The organism is Microcoleus sp. PH2017_08_TRC_O_A, assembly GCF_020738665.1.
Classification (GTDB): domain Bacteria; phylum Cyanobacteriota; class Cyanobacteriia; order Cyanobacteriales; family Microcoleaceae; genus Microcoleus.
Map to the genome: position 1 here is coordinate 105,380 of NZ_JAEQCE010000005.1, position 17,211 is coordinate 122,590.

Below are 17,211 nucleotides of genomic sequence, written 5' to 3' on the forward strand. Positions count from 1 at the left end.
ACCTCCTTTAACTATTATATTATCCTAGAAATGCGGCAACCGAAACCCGATCGCGCCCAGCAGCTTTCGCGCGATACAGCGACTCATCGGCGATCGCAATTAACGTCGCAGGCTGCGACATCGGCGCCGGAATGCAGCAAGCCACACCCAAACTCAGCGTGACATATTCGCTGACACCAGACTGCGCGTGAGGTATCTGCAAATCCCGCACCTGTTGAGCGATCCTTTCAGCAACGCAAGCCGCACCTTCAATATCCGTATTCGGCAAAACTACCGCAAATTCTTCTCCACCGTAACGCGCAACTAAATCAGCCGATCGCTTTACCGAACACTGGAGAACCTGCGCCACTTGCCGCAAACACTCATCCCCCGGTTGGTGGCCGTAAGTGTCGTTGTAAAGTTTGAAGTAATCGATATCGCACATAATCAAAGACAGCGGCGCTTCTTCCCTCGCCAAACGCCGCCATTCCGCATCCATATAATCATTAAAAAAGCGGCGGTTTCTTACCTCAGTCAAACTGTCGTAAGTTGCCAAATACTGCAAGGCTCGATTCACTGTTTCTAACTGCCGTTTCTGCTGCTGCAACTGGCGGTTGAGCACCGTCAACTGCTGTTCGGCTGCGTGGGTTCTCAGCAAGTTTCTAACCCTCGCCAACAGTTCCCTCTCGTCAAAAGGTTTGGAAATATAATCGTCAGCACCAGCATCCAAACTTTCGATCCGAGCTTCCATGCCCGATCGCGCTGTCAAAAAGATTACTGGAGTCGAACTCAACTCCGGCGTATTCCGAATCTCTTTGAGCAAATCCAGTCCGTTTTGTCGGGGCATGATTTGGTCGCTCAAAATCAAATTCGGCTGCAAACTTTTGGCTTTTTCCAAACCTTCAACCCCGTCCATCGCCACCGCAACTCGATAGTACGGACTCAATAAAGTTTGGAGGTAAGCCAGCAGAGAATAGTTGTCTTCTACTACCAGCAACAGCGGTAACTCTCGGCTGTCAGGCGTTAATTGTCCCCCATTATTTTTGTCGTCACAACTGTTAGAGTCCGGCAGCGGGGCGATCGCCCCAACATTTCCCTCGTCTGAGCAGCCAAATTCACTCATCCCTGCCAATTGGACGATCGCGCTTACCAACAGATTCGCCTCCACCGGCTTCGACAAATGCCTCTGAAACCCCGCAGAGAGGGCCGATGCCGAATCCTCCTCACGGACGCCTCCCGTCAGGGCCACCGCCGGCAGCAGTTCCCTTTGCTCGGACATTTCCATGGCTCTGATGCGGCGGATCAAATCGGAGCCGTCTGTTTCCGACACCGCCATATCGCTTACCAACACGTCGGGCCGCGACTGTTCCAACTGCGCCATCGCTTCGCAAGCGCTACCCACCGCTGTTACCTTGGCTCCAAATGCTTCCAGGGCAGTTTTGAGAAATTCCCGAATCTCGGCGCTGGTTTCCACCACCAGCACTTGCTTTCCGGCTAAGGGTTTGGGAACCGATTCCGCGTGGTTTTCGGTGCGGCCGATCGCGCTTTTGCGATCGTCGCGCGAATTGTTGCTGTGCGCTACGGGTAGCAGCACCCCAAACGTCGTCCCCATACCCAGGCCGGGACTGGAAGCCCAAACAGTTCCCCCGTGCAATTCCACCAAATGCCGCACAATTGAGAGCCCCAACCCGAGCCGATTTTGTTCCTTCGACTGAAAGCTATCTCCGGGGCGGAAGTAGTCAAAGATGTGCGGCACAAATTTGGGTTCAATCCCGCAACCGCTGTCGCTGACCCGAATCAAGGTACCCGACTCTGTAGGCTCGATCCGCACTTCAACTGGGTCTGGTGTCGATTCTGGGGTGAATTTGATGGCGTTGGCCAGGAGGTTCCAGACTATTTGCTGCAAGCGCTCTACATCGGCCACAACGTAGCTGACGCCCGGGTAGAACTGTGTTTCTACGCGGAGGTTTTTGGCCTCGGCGGCGGGGCGGACGGTCTCAATAGCCGATTCTATGACAGATGGGAGGTGAACCCGAGCCAGGTTCAGGCGGACTTTCCCCCGCAGCAGCCGACTCAAATCGAGGAGATTGTCTATTTGGCGGTTTTGCAATTTGGCGTTGCGCTCGATGATTTCCAAAGCGCGGTTGGTGGTAGCTTCGTTTAACTTGCGCGATCGAGCTAGCTGCACCCATCCCAAAATCGCGCTCAGGGGCGATCGCAGTTCGTGTCCCGCAATGCCCAAAAAATCGTCTTTGGCGCGGTTGACTGCGGCTTGGGCTGCTTCAACGGCTTTGCGATCGGTGATGTCAAATCCGATCGCCAAATACTGACAGGGTTTCCCGTTAAAGTCCAAAAGCGGAACTACTGCTGCGTGCACCCAATAATCGCTGCCATTCTTGGCTTTGTTCTTCATTTCTCCTTGCCAAACTTCATTTTTGGCAACTGTTGACAGCAGATTTTTGATTAATTCCGAAGACTTATATTCCGAATGGAGGATGCAAAAATGGCTGCCTATTAGTTCAATACGCGAATAGTTAGAGATGCTGCACAGTCGATCGCTGACATAATTGATAATTCCTCGGGCGTCGGTTCTCACCGCCAGTGCCGATTGGTCGATCGCTACTTTAAAATCTAAACCTTCTTGCAGCGACGAATCTAGTTCTTTTATCGTAGAAATTTGACTGAGGCGATCGCGCCGCTCCTGGCTCCGCTCTTGAATTTCCATTGCTTCTATTGTCCCCTGATGACTGACACCTAATCTACTCGCATCCTGATTAATTATCACTGTTTTTTCCGCACCGGCAGGTGTAATATTTTGTATATTTTTATTTTCATGAATGCTCGGCAAACAGCACATCCACTCAGGAGTCATACCATTTGAGATTCGAGATTTTAGATGAGGAATGAACAAGAACTATCGGGGTTGGGGATAGCTGCCTACAGTGGCACTATTTTGGAAAACTGGAGTCACCTGAAATTTTATTTGAAGTTTAGACTAAAATTGGTCAATCTGAAGACAGATTTTCTCAGATCTGCCCGCTGGGCCGCTGGCTGCAAAAACCCAACTTTTTTCTGAAAATTACCCTGCCGCATCTGGCACAAAATCTCTGCCCCAGGCTTTCGACTCTCCCGCATTCTGCCTCATCTCCACATCCCAGATATATTTGCAGGGCTTGACAGTTCCCAAATAATTGGCTGGGAAATCGCTAACAAAGTCTGTGTTTTGCGATCGTCAGCAACTTCAGTTAAATTATTTTCTCCTACCTCTTGACAGGTCTGTAAATGTTTTGTATTATAAAATGTAATACGACATTTAACCAAAGAGCAGCCCAACTGCATTAACGCACTCAACCATTAAAAGTTTGAGGAAAAGTTTCTGTGAATTTATCTATGAATTTAGACTTAGTACGCGAGCAATTTGAACAAAGAGCATTTGATTATGACGGTTTAATTCCCCGCCTCATTCCGCAGTATCGCGAGCAACACGAAATAATATTGCAATTAATTGATTTTGAAACCCATGCCAACATAAAAGTTCTAGATTTAGGTGCGGGAACTGGCATACTGTCTGCAATGATTTTGCAAGCATTTCCTCAAGCAAAAGTCACAGCCTTCGACATGGCGGAAAATATGCTAAAAGTTTGTCAAACTAACTTATCCGCTTTCCAAGAACGCCTGACATTGCAGCAGGGAAACTTCGCCGAAGATGATTTCGGCAGCGGCTACGATTTAGTAGTTTCAGGGTTGGCAATCCACCACCTCGACGGCGAACAAAAAAAACAGCTATTTCACAAACTTTTTCACTCAATGAATGCCGGGGGAATCTTGCTAATCCGAGATATTGTCACAGGTGCTACCCCAAAGCTAACCGAGCAATACGAACATTTGTGGCGGCAGTACATAAAAGCTAATGGAGAAGACGATGCAGCGTGTTTTAACAGCTATCTAAAAGAAGATATTCCTTCCTCTGTCGAAGAACAAACAAAGTGGCTAGCAGCAGCGGGTTTTGCAGACGCAGCTTGCCACTGGCGCCATCTCAATTTTGCTATTTTTGGCGGAATTGTCCCAAGGTAGAAGGCAAAGTTTTTCTAAAAACAATACCCCTTAATAAAGGTACGTTGTTGGGCTTTAGCCCTCTTTCGACATATATATAAAGAGGGCTGAAGCCCAACAACGTACCTATCTCTTTCCCAACAATAAAACCACGCTGCGACCTAAGGGGGATTTAGGGGGAGTGAGATTCAGCTATAAACGAGAGATACAAAAAAAATCATACTTGAGTTGACCGCATAATTTCACTCAATCCCTCTCCCAGTAAAAACAGATTAAATAAACCCGATATACCCACAAAATAACTCAATAAATTAAGTAAAAGGATGAACGATTCCCGATTAATAAAAATTAGCCGATATCTCAGCAAACACCTGCGCCACGCGCCCTCGCGCATCGGCATTCAACTCGCGCCGGGGGGCTGGATTGCTGTTAGCGAACTCCTCGATGCTTGCCAAAAAAATAACTTTTCTGTTCAGCTTTCCGAACTCAAGGAAGTAGTCGCCCAAAACGACAAACAGCGCTTTTCCTTCGACTCGACAGGCACTTTAATTCGCGCCAACCAAGGACACAGTGTAGAGGTTGACTTGCAGTTAGAACCTGCTGTTCCCCCAGATATTTTATATCACGGAACAGGTAAGACTGCCGTCAATTCTATTCTCAGTGAAGGAATTCGGAAAATGTCGCGGCATCACGTTCATTTGTCGGCGGACATTCAAACAGCCCGTAAAGTAGGTGCCAGACACGGCATCCCGGCAGTCTTGATTGTAGATACCGCAGCAATGCAATGCGACGGCCATACATTTTACTGTTCGGATAACAAAGTTTGGTTGGTAGATATGGTGCCGCCCAATTATCTAAAAGTATATTGAGAAAATCCTGTTTGGTTCTAGCAAGTGTGCGGCAAATATTTTAAAATAAGAGTAACTAGGAGTTTTACAAGATGAGTGCGGAAGATATGGGCGATCGCGACAACAATTTTAATCAAAACAACCCTCAAAATCGAGGGCTGCTAGGATCGGGCTGGCGACCTCTCTACCGTCAATTTGATTGGGAACACCTGCTGCACTTAGCATCTAGCGACCCTGTAGAACTCGCTCAAAAAACTTTAGATGCAGCCAGCGATATCGCCGATGCCATGGGACGACACCAGTATACTTGGTGGGCGAATATCTTAAATGTATTTTCGGAAAATACTCGCTACGAAATAGACGAGTTTTGGGATTACATTACTCCGCAGCCAGTTTACCCGGATTACCGTTACAAAGATGTTTTAGTCACCGAAACGCCTGTTGTTCAATTGGTCAGCCGCGCTAGCATTCCCATCGACTACGTTCTCAACAAACTCCAAGAGATTGCTGTTTTCAAAGTTCTGGATTTGCTGGGGAAACCGGATGTGATTACCCAGTTTTTTATGGAACGGCATTTTTCTTATCCGCGGGAGCGATTTGTTAGCTGGGAACGCTTGGAAGTTTTGGGTACTGTTTATGCTTATTGGGGACAAGCAGGCTGCTGGCTGCAAATTGACAGCTACGACAGGGGTCGGCGGTGCTACACTCTGATCTGCAAAGATATTGCGCCGTTAGTTAGCAAGGCTACTTATAATTTAGCGGTGATTCTCAGCGGGTACAAAAGCCGTGTCGGACAGGTTCACAGTTACTTCCCTATTCGGACTTTTTCTGCGGAAGTTCAAAGTTTTACTGATACTGTTCAGCAGGCAATTCTCGACCAAAATCAGTTGGCTGTGTTGGTTAGTGGCGAACCGGGGACTGGCAAAACTGCTTGGACTCAAGCGGTAGCAAAGGAGATTTTAGTGCCGCTGGGTTATGTGATCTTTATCTTAGATCATGATGCTGTGGAAAATTTTGTGCCGCCGAGTTATTTGGAGCGGATTTGCATTATTATCAACGAGGCTGATAATTTGGCTCAAGATCGATCGACCGCAGCGGCCCAACGCAGTAACAAAACTGAACATATTTTGAGTTTGCTGGATGGAACTCTGTATCAAAGCGTGATGGACGAGCACGGGATTCAATTTCAGCAGAAACTCGTAGTGCTACTCACTTGCAACACGATTGAAAGATTAGATCCTGCGATGCTGCGGAAAGGGAGAGTGGATTTTACCAGTGAATTTACGCACAAATTTGTTTGACGAGGCACGTAAAGTCTCACACACTTTGGGCTATTCACGAAGGGGGATAGCCTTGCCGCGCGTACTGCTGCGCCACCTCAAATGTTGAATAATTATGAGGAAATTTCCTGAATGTCAAAGTTTCGGGAACAATTTATTAAGTACCTATGGACACATCCCCTAAAAAATGATATTACTGATGGGTGAGACCCTCCAAGGGTATCACCCAAAACAGCCAATCAGGGGAAGAGTGTTTTAGGTCTGAAATAGATTTTTCAAACTTGACAGCTATGGAGGAAATCCCAAATCGTGCAAACTAAGCCAGTTAAGCAAGAAATTCGACTGGGAAGGTATGCCGGGGGGAAAATCCCGATCGCCCACCAACCCCCTGATGCAGCCATGTCCGAAAATAAAGAGGGATTTCGGCGGTTTGTGGAGCGCTCCGCCGACGCCGTGGCAATGGTAGATTGTGAAATGCGCTATCTGTCGGTTTCTCGTCGCTGGGAAACAGATTGCGGGTTTGGTGGCGGTGAGGCCCTTGGTCGGTCTCATTGGGAACTGTTCCCAAATCTCCCGGAATATTGGCACCAAAATGCTCGCGCTTGTTTGGCGGGAGTTTTGGAATATAGCGAGTTTGTCGTAGGGCAATCGCCCGTATCTGTAGCAGGAAAAATCGAAGTTGGGGTCAGCGCTTCGGAAAAATGGGTATTTTTGCCGTGGAAAAATAACGAGGGTGCGATCGGCGGTTTGATCCTGTTTGCCGAAAAGATAACAGAAAGAAATTTCTACAATATATGGAGGCCCGGTGGCAAAAGCCAGCAGTTAGAAACAAAACTACAACTAACTCAAAATGCCCTCGACAATGCTGCTGATACAGTTTTTTTTACCACCTCCGACGGTCAAATTTGCTATGCGAATAAAGCGGCTTGCGATCGAGGAGGTTACTCGGAATCGGAACTGCTAAACCTGAGATTGAGCGACATCGATTCGCAATTGTCAGCATCGGATTGGCCAGATCGCTGGGTTGAACTCAAGCAGCAAAACAACCTTACTTTTGAAACCAGTTATAGAACTAAAAACGGCACCAGTTTTCCCGTCGAAGTTCAAGTCAATTATTTAGAATACGACGGCTGCGAATACTGCTGCACGATCGCCCGCGACATTTGGGCTCGCCTCGCAGCAAAATCTGCGCTTTTAGAGGCAAAAGAGCAACTTCAAGCCGTCTTGGATGCGGTGCCCGGATTAGTTTCTTGGGTAAGTTCCGATTTGCGCTACTTGGGAGTAAACCGACATTTAGCTTCCGCTTACCAAATGCCTGCGGAACTATTTACAGGTAAAAAAGTAGGTTTTTTAGATACAAGTCCCAAATTTAACGACTTAGTATACGATTTTTTTGTCGGCTCGAACCATAAGACCTCTCAAGAAGTAACAGCGAGCATCAGAGGAGAAAATAAAACTTATTTAATTGTGGCTCAAAAATATCAAAAAAATACGGCAGCAGTATTTGTGGGATTGGACATTACAGAAAGCAAACAGTCTTTGTTGGCTTTGCAAGAATCGGAAGAACGCCTGCGCCAGCAAGCGGCAAAATTAGAGCGGACGCTGTTAGTTTTGCAGCAAACTCAAACTCAACTGATTCAAACAGAAAAGATGTCATCTCTAGGGCAGTTGGTAGCAGGAATAGCGCATGAAATCAACAATCCAGTTAGTTTCATTTCTGGCAACGTCAGCCACGCCACTGGCTACATTCAAGAACTGCTGCGTTCGATCGACCTTTACCAAAAAAATTATCCCGATCCAGCTCCGGAAATTCAAGATTTGATGGAAGAATTAGACTTAGACTTCATCAAAAAAGACATACCAAAACTGCTAAATTCAATGAAAGTCGGTTCGGAGAGAATTCGGGATGTTGTGCGATCGCTCCGCTTGTTCTCGCGTACTGACGAACCTGAAATGAAGCCTGCGGATATCCATGAAGGTTTGGACAGCACTGTGCTGATCTTGCAAAATCGCCTCCAAGCTAAAGGGGGACGGCCGGGTATTTCTCTAGTTAAGGAATACGGGAATTTGCCGCGAGTCCGCTGCTATCCGGGACAGTTAAATCAAGTGTTCATGCACTTGTTGACAAATGCGATCGACGCTTTGGAAGCAGAGGGAAGAAATCCGGAAAAGTATGGTACAATCCAAAATCAGTCTTTGTTGTCTGCCGGTAGCTCGGGAACTGAAATATTCAATCCCGAAATTCGGATTCGGACAGAAGTGATAGGGGAGAGCGAAGTGGCGATCGCCATTAGCGACAACGGCCCTGGAATGACTGAAGAAGTTCTCTGCCGTATCTTTGACCCTTTATTTACCACTAAATGTCAGGCCACGAGCACAGGTTTGGGATTGGCAATATCCCAGCATTTGGTAGTAGAAAAGCATGGTGGTGACTTGCTGTGTATTTCTCGTCCGGGAGAGGGAACTGAGTTAATCGTTAAAATTGCGATCGGTAACGATTAATCGATTCGATCCAAACCTGGAATTATTTGAGGGTGCTTTTCCTATCAGAATGTGGCGACTAAGGACTAATGTTTTTTCACTAAGTTTTGTAGGTGCGTCAGGAATGAATCTTATACGAGATACCAATCATTTTTTGCCTGAGGCACCCTACAAAATCTACAATCTACAATCTAAAATCTAAAATAATATGGTAATTGAATGGCTGAGATTTAAAGTACCTCGCGAAAAATGGGAACAGTTTATTCTGCGAGATGAAGAAGTTTGGACGGCCGGACTCAAAAGTTTTCCCGGTTATTTGGGCAAAGAAGTTTGGGTGGATGCGGTGGAAAATGAGGTGCTGATGTTGATTCGCTGGGAAACTAGGGAACAGTGGAACTCGGTGCCGCAAAGCACAATCGATGAGTTGGATGCTAAAATGGGGGATTTGCAAATGCCGATCGTCGAAAGTCGCGAATATCAAGTTCGCAAGTTTTTGCATTAGTATCGCAACTCGTACAATCATCGCAGTGTTTGGTATTTGGTATAAAGGGCGATCGCTCTTTCATTTTAGGCGATCGGTCGTCAGAAACAAGAAAGGGCGATCGCTCTTGATGCGCGATCGGGCGATCGCAACTCGTAGAATGATCGCAGTGCTTGGTATTTGGTGTGAAGGGCGATCGATCTTTATTGACTATTTGATGCGATTACTCTGGTGGTTCAGTACCTAGAGGGGCTTGACGACGGTGACGAATGTGTAATATCGCGACGGTATCGCCCTCCACCACAAACAGAATCCGATAGTTTCTTCCTTTACCAACCCACAGTTGTCGAATTTCCCGACCAATGATGGCAGCTTCGGGTGCGACTGAGCAACGGTAAGGAAACTCTTGTAGGGATGCGATCGCGTCTTGGATATCGTAGTACCACTGATTTGCGATATCAGCACTCAGATAATCGCACATCCAACGGTAGGCGGTTTCAATTTCTTGAAAGGCAGGTGGCTGAATTAGAACTTGATAACTCATAGACGGGGAGGAATGTTGAACTGCTGTTGTAGCGCTGTCATGGCTTTCTCGGCTGGGATTCCTTCACCTCGATCGAAGCTTTCGATCCCTTTGCGGATGCCGATGATAGCTTCGAGGTAGTCGATGCGCTCTAGCAGTTGTTCGTAGGTATTGAGTTGGGGGTGTGGAGGCGATTTGAGCGATCGCACCAAACTGAGAAGATCCGCAAGCAGTTCGTCAGGGGTGCTATCGATTTCTTGGATGAGGAGTTCTTTGATAGTCATCACGGAATCTCAGGAGGATTGATACTTTGATTATAACAAGTGTCGATCGCTCTTTTTTACTCAAGCGATCGCACTCCGTACAACGATCGCAGTGTTTGGTATTTGGTGTGAAGGGCGATCGCAACTCGTACAATATCACACTGTTTGGTATAATGTTATAACTGAATCTAAAACATAGACAGAGATGATTAATCTGATTCAAGAGCGTGCGACTCAAGAGCAACTTGAAGAAATGTTAGAAATCCTTAACAGTTATATTAAACTAGCAGTGGATATCGAACGGGGAATTTTGGCAGGTGGTGGAGAACTTCACGCTGATTGCGAAGCTGTGTTGCTTGAAAATGGAAGCAAACAGGTAGATATTTGGGGAGCAGATTGGTATCCGCTGACAGAAGAGGTAGGATATGAATCTCTAATCAATATCCGTCCCCGTCAAAACAATCGTTCGATGGAAATTCAAGATCCGATGATTCGAGAACAAGTTGCTCAGATCGTTCAACAGTTATTAGGAGGATTATGAGAGATTGGAATGCTTTAAAGGAACGCTATTTGCGAGACGAATTACCCATTCGTTTGGGAAATTTAGCATCGAATTTGGCACGAATTAAATCTCGATGTCAAAATGTAGCTAATGGCGCAATAATTGAAAGTCTGCTGCAAGAAAGTAAGCTGTTTATTGAATGGACTGCTCAAGATGCAGAGATAGAAATAGCTGCTGAGTTAGTTGAGTTGCAGATTCAGTTAGCTTGCTGGCAGTATTCTTGGGCAGGGATTTGGGAGGATGCGGAACAACGAATGAGGGTTGGAGAAGAGGGAAGGATTTGGTCAGAAAAAGTGCTGAATATGTCGGGTTTATTGGCTGGGAATTAGATAAATGCGATCGCTCTTTCATTTTAGGCGATCGGTCGTCAGAAACAACAAAGGGCGATCGTTCTTGATGCGCGATCGGGCGAGATCCTTCATCCTTACTCTGGCGATATTAAAATCCAGGATTCCAACTCAAATGGCTGAACTGATTTAATACGCTGGAAATCTCGATCTGCTGTCACTAAGGTGAGTTGATGCTGGAGTACAACGGCGGCAATCCACAGGTCATTTTCGCCGATGCCCAATTGAGTCATGTTGGTTCTACGGCGCTGGGCTTTGTCTTTTGGGGCGTAGCGATCGAAAACTGCCGCTTTGAGGTTGCCGTAAATTTCGGCGGTTGTTTCGTCGATGGGGTAGATGTATAGCCCAAGCAGAAAGCGTTGAACTAGGGCAAGATTAGCCTGTCGTTGTTGCGATCGCGCGGCCATGTCAATCAGTTCACCCTTGACAATGGTGCAGGTGGCGATCGACTCATCCCCAAGGTTGGCAAGGCGATCGAGTATTTGAGTGTTGCCTAGTAAGGCATAGCTACAATGGTTGGTATCTAGGAGAAACATTATTCAAAGGGATTGGGGCTGTAGTCAAATTGTGCTTCACCGCGTGAATTTTGGACGGCTTCTAGACATTCATGGAAGTCGTCGCCTGACCAAGTGCCGATTGTCTTGAGGTGAGCGAGGAAGGATTTAGCAGATGTGATAGAAGGTTTGGTGGAGAGAGATTTCATGAAGCTGAGGGCTTCGACAAGCCTTGTGCTGGGCAAAGCTTCGATTGCTTCCAAGAGTTGTTCTTTGATGGTCATAGGGTGTGCTGGGGTTCTTGACTTACGGGCGATCGCTCTTTCATTTTAGGCGATCGGTCATCGGAAATAACAAAGGGCGATCGATCTTGGTAGAATCATCGTACTGTTTGGTATTTGGTGTGAAGGGCGATCGCTCTTTCGTTTTAGGCGATCGCTCGTCAGAAACAACAAAGGGCGATCGCTCTTGATGCGTGATGGCGATCGCACTCCGTACAATCATCGCAGTGTTTGGTATTTGGTGTGAAGGGCGATCGCACTCCGTACAAACTACAAACATCACATGAGAATGCTAGAAATAGATAAGCTTGTGAGTAAAAAAGGTGTGCGCTGCCCACTCTACTAACCAATATTACTGTCGCTGATCACACCATGCTGCGATAGATATAGGGACTAAAAATAAAGATAGTAACGCGAAAAAGAAAAGATGGTTAGGAAAAAAACCTAATAATAATAACTTCCAAACAGTCAACCACCAAACAACACCAGATAATAAAAGCATCAAAACAAAGCTTCCATTTGAATAAGGTGCCTCATAACTGCTGCTTTCTCTCGCCATTTTAGCACGTCTTTCATTTTCATTTTCTTTTTCCTTTCTTTCATCTCCTGCTGCATACGCACAGGAGGAAGAACAATATTTTGTGCCGTCATGAAATCCAAAACCAGGTTCATAGTGTTGACGACAATATCTGCATACGTTAGACATATTCTTATTCCCTTAATGAACAATCTACCTTCTGAATCTTGAAACTAGGCGAATAGTTTACGCCTTCGTCATGACTAATCAAGGATGCACACAAAATATCCTCGTTCGCGACTGATTCATTCTGACTCTAGATGTACCTTGTTGAAGCTTACAAGCAGAACCCCAAGATGGTTCGATTTGTGCTTCTTTCTGCTCAGATTCTTCCCAAGATTCGCCGTAGTTTCCACCCGCCTCACCACTAACGACCTTCCCATCTGCCCCGACTTTTCCATTAACACCCCAGCCACCTGATGTATTTATGACGTATTTATACTTACACAAATGTTGAACAACTCTCCCATTCCTCATTTGTGGGGAATGCCAACCGCCTGAAGTTACTTGACGATTACCGATAACTTTTCCGTCTGGATAAGCATCTACGCAATAACGCTGAATGTCTAAAGCTTCCAGGCGCTCTGCTTTAGCAGGCAATGCGTTGAGTGCGGTTCCGAGTACCACCGAACTCACTGCCAAAAGTGAAAAGATTTTGGTCATTTTCATAGTGACTTTCCTGTACAAATTGATTAACTCATCGGAACCTTGATATTGTTACTGAAAAATTCAAGCTTTGTCGAGGTCAAAAAAGTTCAAGTTTGTTACTGTTTTTTTGACTGTTTCACTCTATCAAATCTATTTTTTGTACAAAAATGTAGATAAATGTACTAAACTGTTTCTGAATGTGAGCTATAATACAGAAAACTCATCTCTCTCTTCCTAATGAGCCTAAAAGAAGCCTTAAAACTTGCCGATCGCATAGTCTTCGAGAAAACTGGTCAACACCTAGACGACTTACAGGAAGCGGTACTCAAAGGCACTCTAGAGCGTGAGACATACAAGCACATAGCCAAAGACTTTGATTGTTCGGAAAGTAGTGTGAGGAAAGTGGGCGCAGAGTTATGGGAAATACTTTCAGAAGAGTTGGGGGAAGATGTTAGTAAATCAAATTTATCTTCGGCAATAGAGAGGTTGCAAGTCTCCTTGTTCTCATCAAATGTTGCACAAGACTCTGTGCAAATTAGGAATATTAATTATTGTGGAGAAGCTAGACACCCACCAGAACAAAGAAACTCACACCCACCAAATCAAGAAACATCTAACTCAAAACAAAGCAAAACTCTACATCAAGATTTAAGCGAAATGCCGGAGTTGGGTAATTTCTTCGATCGCACCCACGAACTCCAAACCCTCACAACCTGGATTCTACAACAAAACTGTCGCCTCATCACCCTCACCGGCCGACTCGGCATCGGCAAAACATCCCTAGCAGTACAACTCGTACAACAAATCAAACACGAGTTTGAGTACGCAGTTTGGTGCACGCTAGACGAATTCCCCACCATCGATAAATTCCAATCTAACCTAATACAGCTTTTTTCCCAGTCAGAAAACCCAGATTCATCCCCAACAAACCAGAAACGCTTACCGCTGATTAAGTATTTACAAAACCATCGATGTTTAGTAGTCTTAGATGACGTTCACAACCTTTTCTGTAGCGGCGAATTCGCAGGAAAGTATAAACCAGAATACGAAGAATATCGCTCTTTATTCAAACAGATAGAAAAATTATCCCATCAAAGTTGCTTTCTGCTAATCGGTTGGGAACCACCGAAAGAAGTTCCTCAACTCACAAGCGAAAATACTCCCATTCGTACCTTACAACTCACTGGTTTAGACACCGCAGCCGCACGGAAAATTCTCAGAGATAAAGGATTAACAGAAATCGATAACTGCGAAACACTGATTCACCGCTACCAAGGCAATCCGTTATGGTTAAAAAGCGTGGCGACTTTGATTCAAGAGTTGGGAATCGGTGTGGCAGACTTATTAATAGATGATACCATATTGTTGCCGGAAGATTTGAAAGATGTTTTAGATGAGCAGTTCGATCGCACTTCCGAACTAGAAAAACAAGTCCTGTCATTGTTGGCGAAAGAAAACCAGCCAGTCAACCTAGCAAAATTGCTCCAAAATGGACAAATATCATCATCAGATTTGCTAAACGCCTTGCAATCTCTATCGCGGCGCTGTTTGATTGAAAAACAGGGAAGTCTTTACACTCTCTCACCTGTACTGAAGCAGTATATCAAAGGATTGTAACCGAGATGTTGTACTAATATCAATAAGCCTTTTATTTCTTAGTCTGCGGAGGCAGACTTTGTTTGTGTAGTAGCGGTTTCAACCGCCAAATCATAAAAGAGGGTGACTGTGCTATCATAAAATACAAAACATATTGAGTCGAGTTATATGACAACAATAACTACAGTCACAACAGCCTCCCAACTCGCTGATTACTACATCTGGTTCGCGAATGATGTAGGCTCCTACCTCAGCAACCACAAGCTACAAAAACTCTTGTACTACGCCCAAGCATGGTATTTAGCCTTTGAAGATACACCGCTGTTTGATGAAGATTTTGAAGCTTGGGTACACGGGCCGACTATCCCGGCTTTATTTTATGAATACAAAGAACAATTTGACTTTAAGCCAATTCTGAAAGAAGTCGAAAAACCAGAGTTTCCCAAAGAAGTACAAGAGTTTTTAGACGAGTTATCCGATGATTACCTCTTTCGGGATGCCTATGAGTTAGAATTGATGGTGCGACGCGAAGATCCTTGGATTAATGCTAGAGGTGAGTTGCCAAAAGATGAACCTTCTCATGCTATTATTACCAAGGAATCAATGAAAAAATTTTACAAAAGCCGTGTCATCGAAGAAGCATAAAAAAAGACAAGATACAGAGATTCGCAGTCAACCATCTTCGGCAAGGAGAGAGGTTGTCAATATCCAAATTCCAGAAGGAATTAGTTTTTCTTTCAGGTATTATCAGGATGAGAAAAATAAGTTCTCAATTGGCGGTAGAGATGCTAAGTATCTAGCATCTCTATTGAGACGGCTGCGGGATTTGTCGCAATTGAATGCTCAAGAAGTTATCAATAATCAGAGTAAAAGTTTGCGTTGTCATGGCATAGCTTGGCAAAATACTACCGAACCTAATGGCTTCGGAATTCCCAATGAATCTGCGCTAGTAAATATGCCCTACCAGTTTCAAATCTCTGCTAATGAATACGGCAGGGTACATGGATTTTTTAGTGAAAATGTTTTTTATATTGTCTGGCTAGATCCAGAGCACAATCTTTACAGTTGAAATTATAATAAACTACCCACGGTCAGGACACGACACTCCCGTGTCCGACCTTGATATTGTGCACTTCGACTAAAGAAACCGGGTTTTTTACCGATTCTGTGGAACTCACGAAATATTATCGCAAAAAACCCGGTTTCTGAACCCCATGCGTAAGTCCTAATTTTAAGCAAATTTAGCATAGAGAGCTGAAATAAAATTAACGCTTAAAAAGCCGACTGCTAGGACGAGGATGATAAAGATTGTGATACTGAGAATAGACTTGAGCCGATCGGCATTTTCGGGTTTTTCTGATTTCATTTGTCAAGTCTTGCTGTAAATTATATCCGAAAAATTGAGAAAAAGTAAATTATACCAATGCACGAACAAAAACGCAACTACCGATCGCCTAAAAGCTTCGATCGCCGTCAGTAGGTGGCAGTTTTAATCTAAAATCGAAAAATGGAAAATCTCAAATCGACCGAGCTGTGCAGCGATTGTCGATCGCCTGCCTGCGATCGCGCCCCCGTCCTGTAAAATAGAGGGCGCCTTGGGGCTCAGCTTTTAACAGCCCCAATTGTGGGCGACAGCAAGACGGCTCGCAAATACATAATAATGTGTCAATCATCCTTAACTTACTGAATTAGGTAAAAATAGAAGAGTGCGCGGCAATAATCAAAAACATATAACTGAAAAAAGGATATAAATCGATGCTCCACCCAGTCTCGCAACCTTACCAACAACGAGAAAATACTATGACCCAAAGAGCCGTGCGGAAGCCAAACCCCTCTGTTAGAAACCGCTTGAGGCCAAGTTTTCCTCAAAGGCACTGGCTGGAGGTGGCAGAGTACGCCTCTCTGGCGGCCTCTGGTTTGGGTTCCTTGGCGGTGGCAGTGTCTGGTCAAGCTTTTTACGGGGTGGCTCCCCTAACCTTGGCTTTGTCGCTGAATGTGGCTAATCGGTATCGGTTCGAGCAGCAAGTGCGGGTTCATCAAACTTCGGAATTGGCCCAAGTACAAAAGTCTGTAAATAAGGTCGAAAAAACGGCGGTAACGGTAATTGTTAAATTGCGGAGGCATTTGTCAGCAGATATTGCAGCGCTGCGCCAGCAAATGGCTGCATTGCCTAGGAATGCAGCTTTTGAGGAGTCGATCGATATTGAGCGGCAATTGCTGAGTTTGGGAGAGTCGGTAGCTTCTTTGCAAGAAATTGTGGCGTCTGCTGTGCTCGATGTTCGCCAGCAGGTGAGGGAACAAATGCAAGATTTATCGATCGGCCAACCGACAAATATCGAAGCTGTGGAACAGGCGATAGAACAACTGCAAAGTGCGATGAAGAGCTTGACAGAAACTGCTCTCACCCGAGATGACTGGGAATTAGTAAATACTCGATTTTTGGAAATCCAGAAAGTTATGGCTAATCTGCAAAGCCAAGTGCAAGCTCCTGCGTACCAATCGACTCCGGATTTGTCTGTAGTTCAAGCTCAAATTCACCGTTTGGAACACGAGCAGCAAGAAGTTGTCAAACCTCATCTCAAGCGCTTAATCTCGGTTGTCAAGGAGTTGCAGCACACACAAGACAGGTGACTGTTGATAGTTGACAGTTGACAGTTGGCAGTTGGCAGTTGACAGTTGACAGTTGGCAGTTGGCAGTTGATAGTTGATAGTTGGCAGGGGAGCATCTCAGTTTTGCATTTAATAGTGCGAGCGTCCCCGCTCGCGAGTATTGCAATACTCGCGAGCGGGGACGCTCG

Annotated in this window: 22 protein-coding genes; 13 read left to right on the forward strand and 9 right to left on the reverse strand. The window is 45.5% G+C overall.

Features of this window, described 5'->3' with window-relative positions; translation table 11 throughout:
• Window positions 1-19 precede the first annotated feature (19 nt).
• The gene (locus tag JGK22_RS03085) at window positions 20-2,851 is read right to left on the reverse strand and encodes a diguanylate cyclase (RefSeq protein ID WP_293312313.1); all 2,832 of its coding nucleotides are present in this window, start codon (window positions 2,849-2,851) and stop codon (window positions 20-22) included.
• Window positions 2,852-3,357: 506 nt separating this feature from the next.
• On the opposite strand from JGK22_RS03085, the gene JGK22_RS03090 reads away from it, so the two are divergent.
• The 6 genes from JGK22_RS03090 to JGK22_RS03115 all read left to right on the forward strand — a co-directional run bounded on the left by JGK22_RS03090 (window position 3,358) and on the right by JGK22_RS03115 (window position 9,369).
• Window positions 3,358-4,053, forward strand: coding sequence for a class I SAM-dependent methyltransferase (locus JGK22_RS03090; protein ID WP_293216245.1), 696 nt, complete (start codon window positions 3,358-3,360; stop codon window positions 4,051-4,053).
• A 302-nt stretch (window positions 4,054-4,355) separates the two neighbouring features.
• Window positions 4,356-4,901: an RNA 2'-phosphotransferase gene (locus tag JGK22_RS03095; RefSeq protein ID WP_293205624.1), complete on the forward strand. Its 546-nt coding sequence runs from the start codon at window positions 4,356-4,358 to the stop codon at window positions 4,899-4,901.
• Between the two features lie 71 nt (window positions 4,902-4,972).
• On the forward strand, window positions 4,973-6,181 hold the full coding sequence (locus tag JGK22_RS03100) for an AAA family ATPase (RefSeq protein ID WP_293191152.1): 1,209 nt from the start codon (window positions 4,973-4,975) through the stop codon (window positions 6,179-6,181).
• Between the two features lie 288 nt (window positions 6,182-6,469).
• Window positions 6,470-8,662, forward strand: a complete 2,193-nt coding sequence (locus JGK22_RS03105) for a PAS domain S-box protein (protein WP_293176173.1) — start codon at window positions 6,470-6,472, stop codon at window positions 8,660-8,662.
• Window positions 8,663-8,849: 187 nt separating this feature from the next.
• Window positions 8,850-9,143 (forward strand): TIGR03792 family protein, encoded by a 294-nt coding sequence (locus JGK22_RS03110; protein WP_293149554.1) that lies wholly within the window; start codon window positions 8,850-8,852, stop codon window positions 9,141-9,143.
• 25 nt (window positions 9,144-9,168) lie between these two features.
• A complete protein-coding gene (locus tag JGK22_RS03115; protein WP_293216249.1) occupies window positions 9,169-9,369 on the forward strand; it encodes a hypothetical protein in 201 nt (66 codons plus the stop codon).
• Here the strand turns inward: JGK22_RS03115 and JGK22_RS03120 are convergent.
• Window positions 9,346-9,666, reverse strand: coding sequence for a type II toxin-antitoxin system RelE/ParE family toxin (locus JGK22_RS03120; RefSeq protein ID WP_293216251.1), 321 nt, complete (start codon window positions 9,664-9,666; stop codon window positions 9,346-9,348). The genes JGK22_RS03115 and JGK22_RS03120 overlap by 24 nt on opposite strands.
• Window positions 9,663-9,929 carry a hypothetical protein gene (locus JGK22_RS03125; RefSeq protein WP_293216253.1) on the reverse strand — a complete coding sequence of 89 codons (267 nt, stop codon included), beginning with the start codon at window positions 9,927-9,929 and terminating at the stop codon, window positions 9,663-9,665. The genes JGK22_RS03120 and JGK22_RS03125 overlap by 4 nt, the downstream gene beginning before the upstream one ends.
• A 26-nt stretch (window positions 9,930-9,955) precedes the next feature.
• Between JGK22_RS03125 and JGK22_RS03130 the strand changes: the two genes are divergently transcribed.
• From JGK22_RS03130 to JGK22_RS03140, 3 genes are read left to right on the forward strand one after another with little or no spacing between them, the layout of a single operon-like run.
• Window positions 9,956-10,090 (forward strand): hypothetical protein, encoded by a 135-nt coding sequence (locus JGK22_RS03130; protein ID WP_293205618.1) that lies wholly within the window; start codon window positions 9,956-9,958, stop codon window positions 10,088-10,090.
• A 23-nt stretch (window positions 10,091-10,113) separates the two neighbouring features.
• Window positions 10,114-10,449 carry a DUF5674 family protein gene (locus JGK22_RS03135; protein WP_293197080.1) on the forward strand — a complete coding sequence of 112 codons (336 nt, stop codon included), beginning with the start codon at window positions 10,114-10,116 and terminating at the stop codon, window positions 10,447-10,449.
• Window positions 10,446-10,799, forward strand: a complete 354-nt coding sequence (locus JGK22_RS03140; RefSeq protein ID WP_293197081.1) for a hypothetical protein — start codon at window positions 10,446-10,448, stop codon at window positions 10,797-10,799. Before JGK22_RS03135 ends, JGK22_RS03140 begins: the two co-directional genes overlap by 4 nt.
• Before the next feature lie 95 nt (window positions 10,800-10,894).
• Here the strand turns inward: JGK22_RS03140 and JGK22_RS03145 are convergent, their stop codons facing one another.
• The 5 genes from JGK22_RS03145 to JGK22_RS03165 all read right to left on the reverse strand — a co-directional run bounded on the left by JGK22_RS03145 (window position 10,895) and on the right by JGK22_RS03165 (window position 12,832).
• Window positions 10,895-11,353 (reverse strand): type II toxin-antitoxin system VapC family toxin, encoded by a 459-nt coding sequence (locus tag JGK22_RS03145; protein ID WP_293205616.1) that lies wholly within the window; start codon window positions 11,351-11,353, stop codon window positions 10,895-10,897.
• On the reverse strand, window positions 11,353-11,595 hold the full coding sequence (locus JGK22_RS03150; protein ID WP_293197083.1) for a hypothetical protein: 243 nt from the start codon (window positions 11,593-11,595) through the stop codon (window positions 11,353-11,355). Before JGK22_RS03150 ends, JGK22_RS03145 begins: the two co-directional genes overlap by 1 nt.
• A gap of 40 nt (window positions 11,596-11,635) precedes the next feature.
• Window positions 11,636-11,872, reverse strand: a complete 237-nt coding sequence (locus JGK22_RS03155) for a hypothetical protein (RefSeq protein WP_293205614.1) — start codon at window positions 11,870-11,872, stop codon at window positions 11,636-11,638.
• Window positions 11,873-11,944: 72 nt separating this feature from the next.
• Window positions 11,945-12,298: a hypothetical protein gene (locus tag JGK22_RS03160; RefSeq protein WP_293205612.1), complete on the reverse strand. Its 354-nt coding sequence runs from the start codon at window positions 12,296-12,298 to the stop codon at window positions 11,945-11,947.
• A 78-nt stretch (window positions 12,299-12,376) separates the two neighbouring features.
• Entirely contained in the window at window positions 12,377-12,832 is a 456-nt protein-coding gene (locus JGK22_RS03165; protein WP_293205610.1) for a hypothetical protein, read from the reverse strand.
• 222 nt (window positions 12,833-13,054) lie between these two features.
• Between JGK22_RS03165 and JGK22_RS03170 the strand changes: the two genes are divergently transcribed.
• The 3 genes from JGK22_RS03170 to JGK22_RS03180 all read left to right on the forward strand — a co-directional run bounded on the left by JGK22_RS03170 (window position 13,055) and on the right by JGK22_RS03180 (window position 15,482).
• The gene (locus JGK22_RS03170) at window positions 13,055-14,434 is read left to right on the forward strand and encodes an NB-ARC domain-containing protein (protein WP_293312316.1); all 1,380 of its coding nucleotides are present in this window, start codon (window positions 13,055-13,057) and stop codon (window positions 14,432-14,434) included.
• A 147-nt stretch (window positions 14,435-14,581) separates the two neighbouring features.
• On the forward strand, window positions 14,582-15,058 hold the full coding sequence (locus JGK22_RS03175; RefSeq protein WP_293176157.1) for a type II toxin-antitoxin system antitoxin SocA domain-containing protein: 477 nt from the start codon (window positions 14,582-14,584) through the stop codon (window positions 15,056-15,058).
• On the forward strand, window positions 15,039-15,482 hold the full coding sequence (locus tag JGK22_RS03180; RefSeq protein ID WP_293191166.1) for a hypothetical protein: 444 nt from the start codon (window positions 15,039-15,041) through the stop codon (window positions 15,480-15,482). Before JGK22_RS03175 ends, JGK22_RS03180 begins: the two co-directional genes overlap by 20 nt.
• A 162-nt stretch (window positions 15,483-15,644) precedes the next feature.
• Here JGK22_RS03180 and JGK22_RS03185 read toward each other — a convergent pair whose 3' ends face one another.
• Window positions 15,645-15,779 (reverse strand): hypothetical protein, encoded by a 135-nt coding sequence (locus JGK22_RS03185; protein WP_293191168.1) that lies wholly within the window; start codon window positions 15,777-15,779, stop codon window positions 15,645-15,647.
• A 434-nt stretch (window positions 15,780-16,213) separates the two neighbouring features.
• Between JGK22_RS03185 and JGK22_RS03190 the strand changes: the two genes are divergently transcribed.
• A complete protein-coding gene (locus JGK22_RS03190) occupies window positions 16,214-17,044 on the forward strand; it encodes a hypothetical protein (protein WP_293229791.1) in 831 nt (276 codons plus the stop codon).
• Window positions 17,045-17,211: the final 167 nt, after the last annotated feature.

Bases quoted from the DNA above. Each gene is read 5' to 3' on its own strand.
- JGK22_RS03135 (WP_293197080.1), top strand. From the start codon at position 10,114: ATGATTAATCTGATTCAAGAGCGTGCGACTCAAGAGCAACTTGAAGAA.
- JGK22_RS03185 (WP_293191168.1), bottom strand. From the start codon at position 15,779: ATGAAATCAGAAAAACCCGAAAATGCCGATCGGCTCAAGTCTATTCTC.
- JGK22_RS03085 (WP_293312313.1), bottom strand. From the start codon at position 2,851: ATGACTCCTGAGTGGATGTGCTGTTTGCCGAGCATTCATGAAAATAAA.
- JGK22_RS03095 (WP_293205624.1), top strand. From the start codon at position 4,356: ATGAACGATTCCCGATTAATAAAAATTAGCCGATATCTCAGCAAACAC.
- JGK22_RS03155 (WP_293205614.1), bottom strand. From the start codon at position 11,872: ATGTTTGTAGTTTGTACGGAGTGCGATCGCCCTTCACACCAAATACCA.
- JGK22_RS03150 (WP_293197083.1), bottom strand. From the start codon at position 11,595: ATGACCATCAAAGAACAACTCTTGGAAGCAATCGAAGCTTTGCCCAGC.
- JGK22_RS03160 (WP_293205612.1), bottom strand. From the start codon at position 12,298: ATGTCTAACGTATGCAGATATTGTCGTCAACACTATGAACCTGGTTTT.
- JGK22_RS03140 (WP_293197081.1), top strand. From the start codon at position 10,446: ATGAGAGATTGGAATGCTTTAAAGGAACGCTATTTGCGAGACGAATTA.
- JGK22_RS03165 (WP_293205610.1), bottom strand. From the start codon at position 12,832: ATGACCAAAATCTTTTCACTTTTGGCAGTGAGTTCGGTGGTACTCGGA.
- JGK22_RS03175 (WP_293176157.1), top strand. From the start codon at position 14,582: ATGACAACAATAACTACAGTCACAACAGCCTCCCAACTCGCTGATTAC.
- JGK22_RS03120 (WP_293216251.1), bottom strand. From the start codon at position 9,666: ATGAGTTATCAAGTTCTAATTCAGCCACCTGCCTTTCAAGAAATTGAA.
- JGK22_RS03170 (WP_293312316.1), top strand. From the start codon at position 13,055: ATGAGCCTAAAAGAAGCCTTAAAACTTGCCGATCGCATAGTCTTCGAG.
- JGK22_RS03190 (WP_293229791.1), top strand. From the start codon at position 16,214: ATGACCCAAAGAGCCGTGCGGAAGCCAAACCCCTCTGTTAGAAACCGC.
- JGK22_RS03145 (WP_293205616.1), bottom strand. From the start codon at position 11,353: ATGTTTCTCCTAGATACCAACCATTGTAGCTATGCCTTACTAGGCAAC.
- JGK22_RS03110 (WP_293149554.1), top strand. From the start codon at position 8,850: ATGGTAATTGAATGGCTGAGATTTAAAGTACCTCGCGAAAAATGGGAA.
- JGK22_RS03100 (WP_293191152.1), top strand. From the start codon at position 4,973: ATGAGTGCGGAAGATATGGGCGATCGCGACAACAATTTTAATCAAAAC.
- JGK22_RS03125 (WP_293216253.1), bottom strand. From the start codon at position 9,929: ATGACTATCAAAGAACTCCTCATCCAAGAAATCGATAGCACCCCTGAC.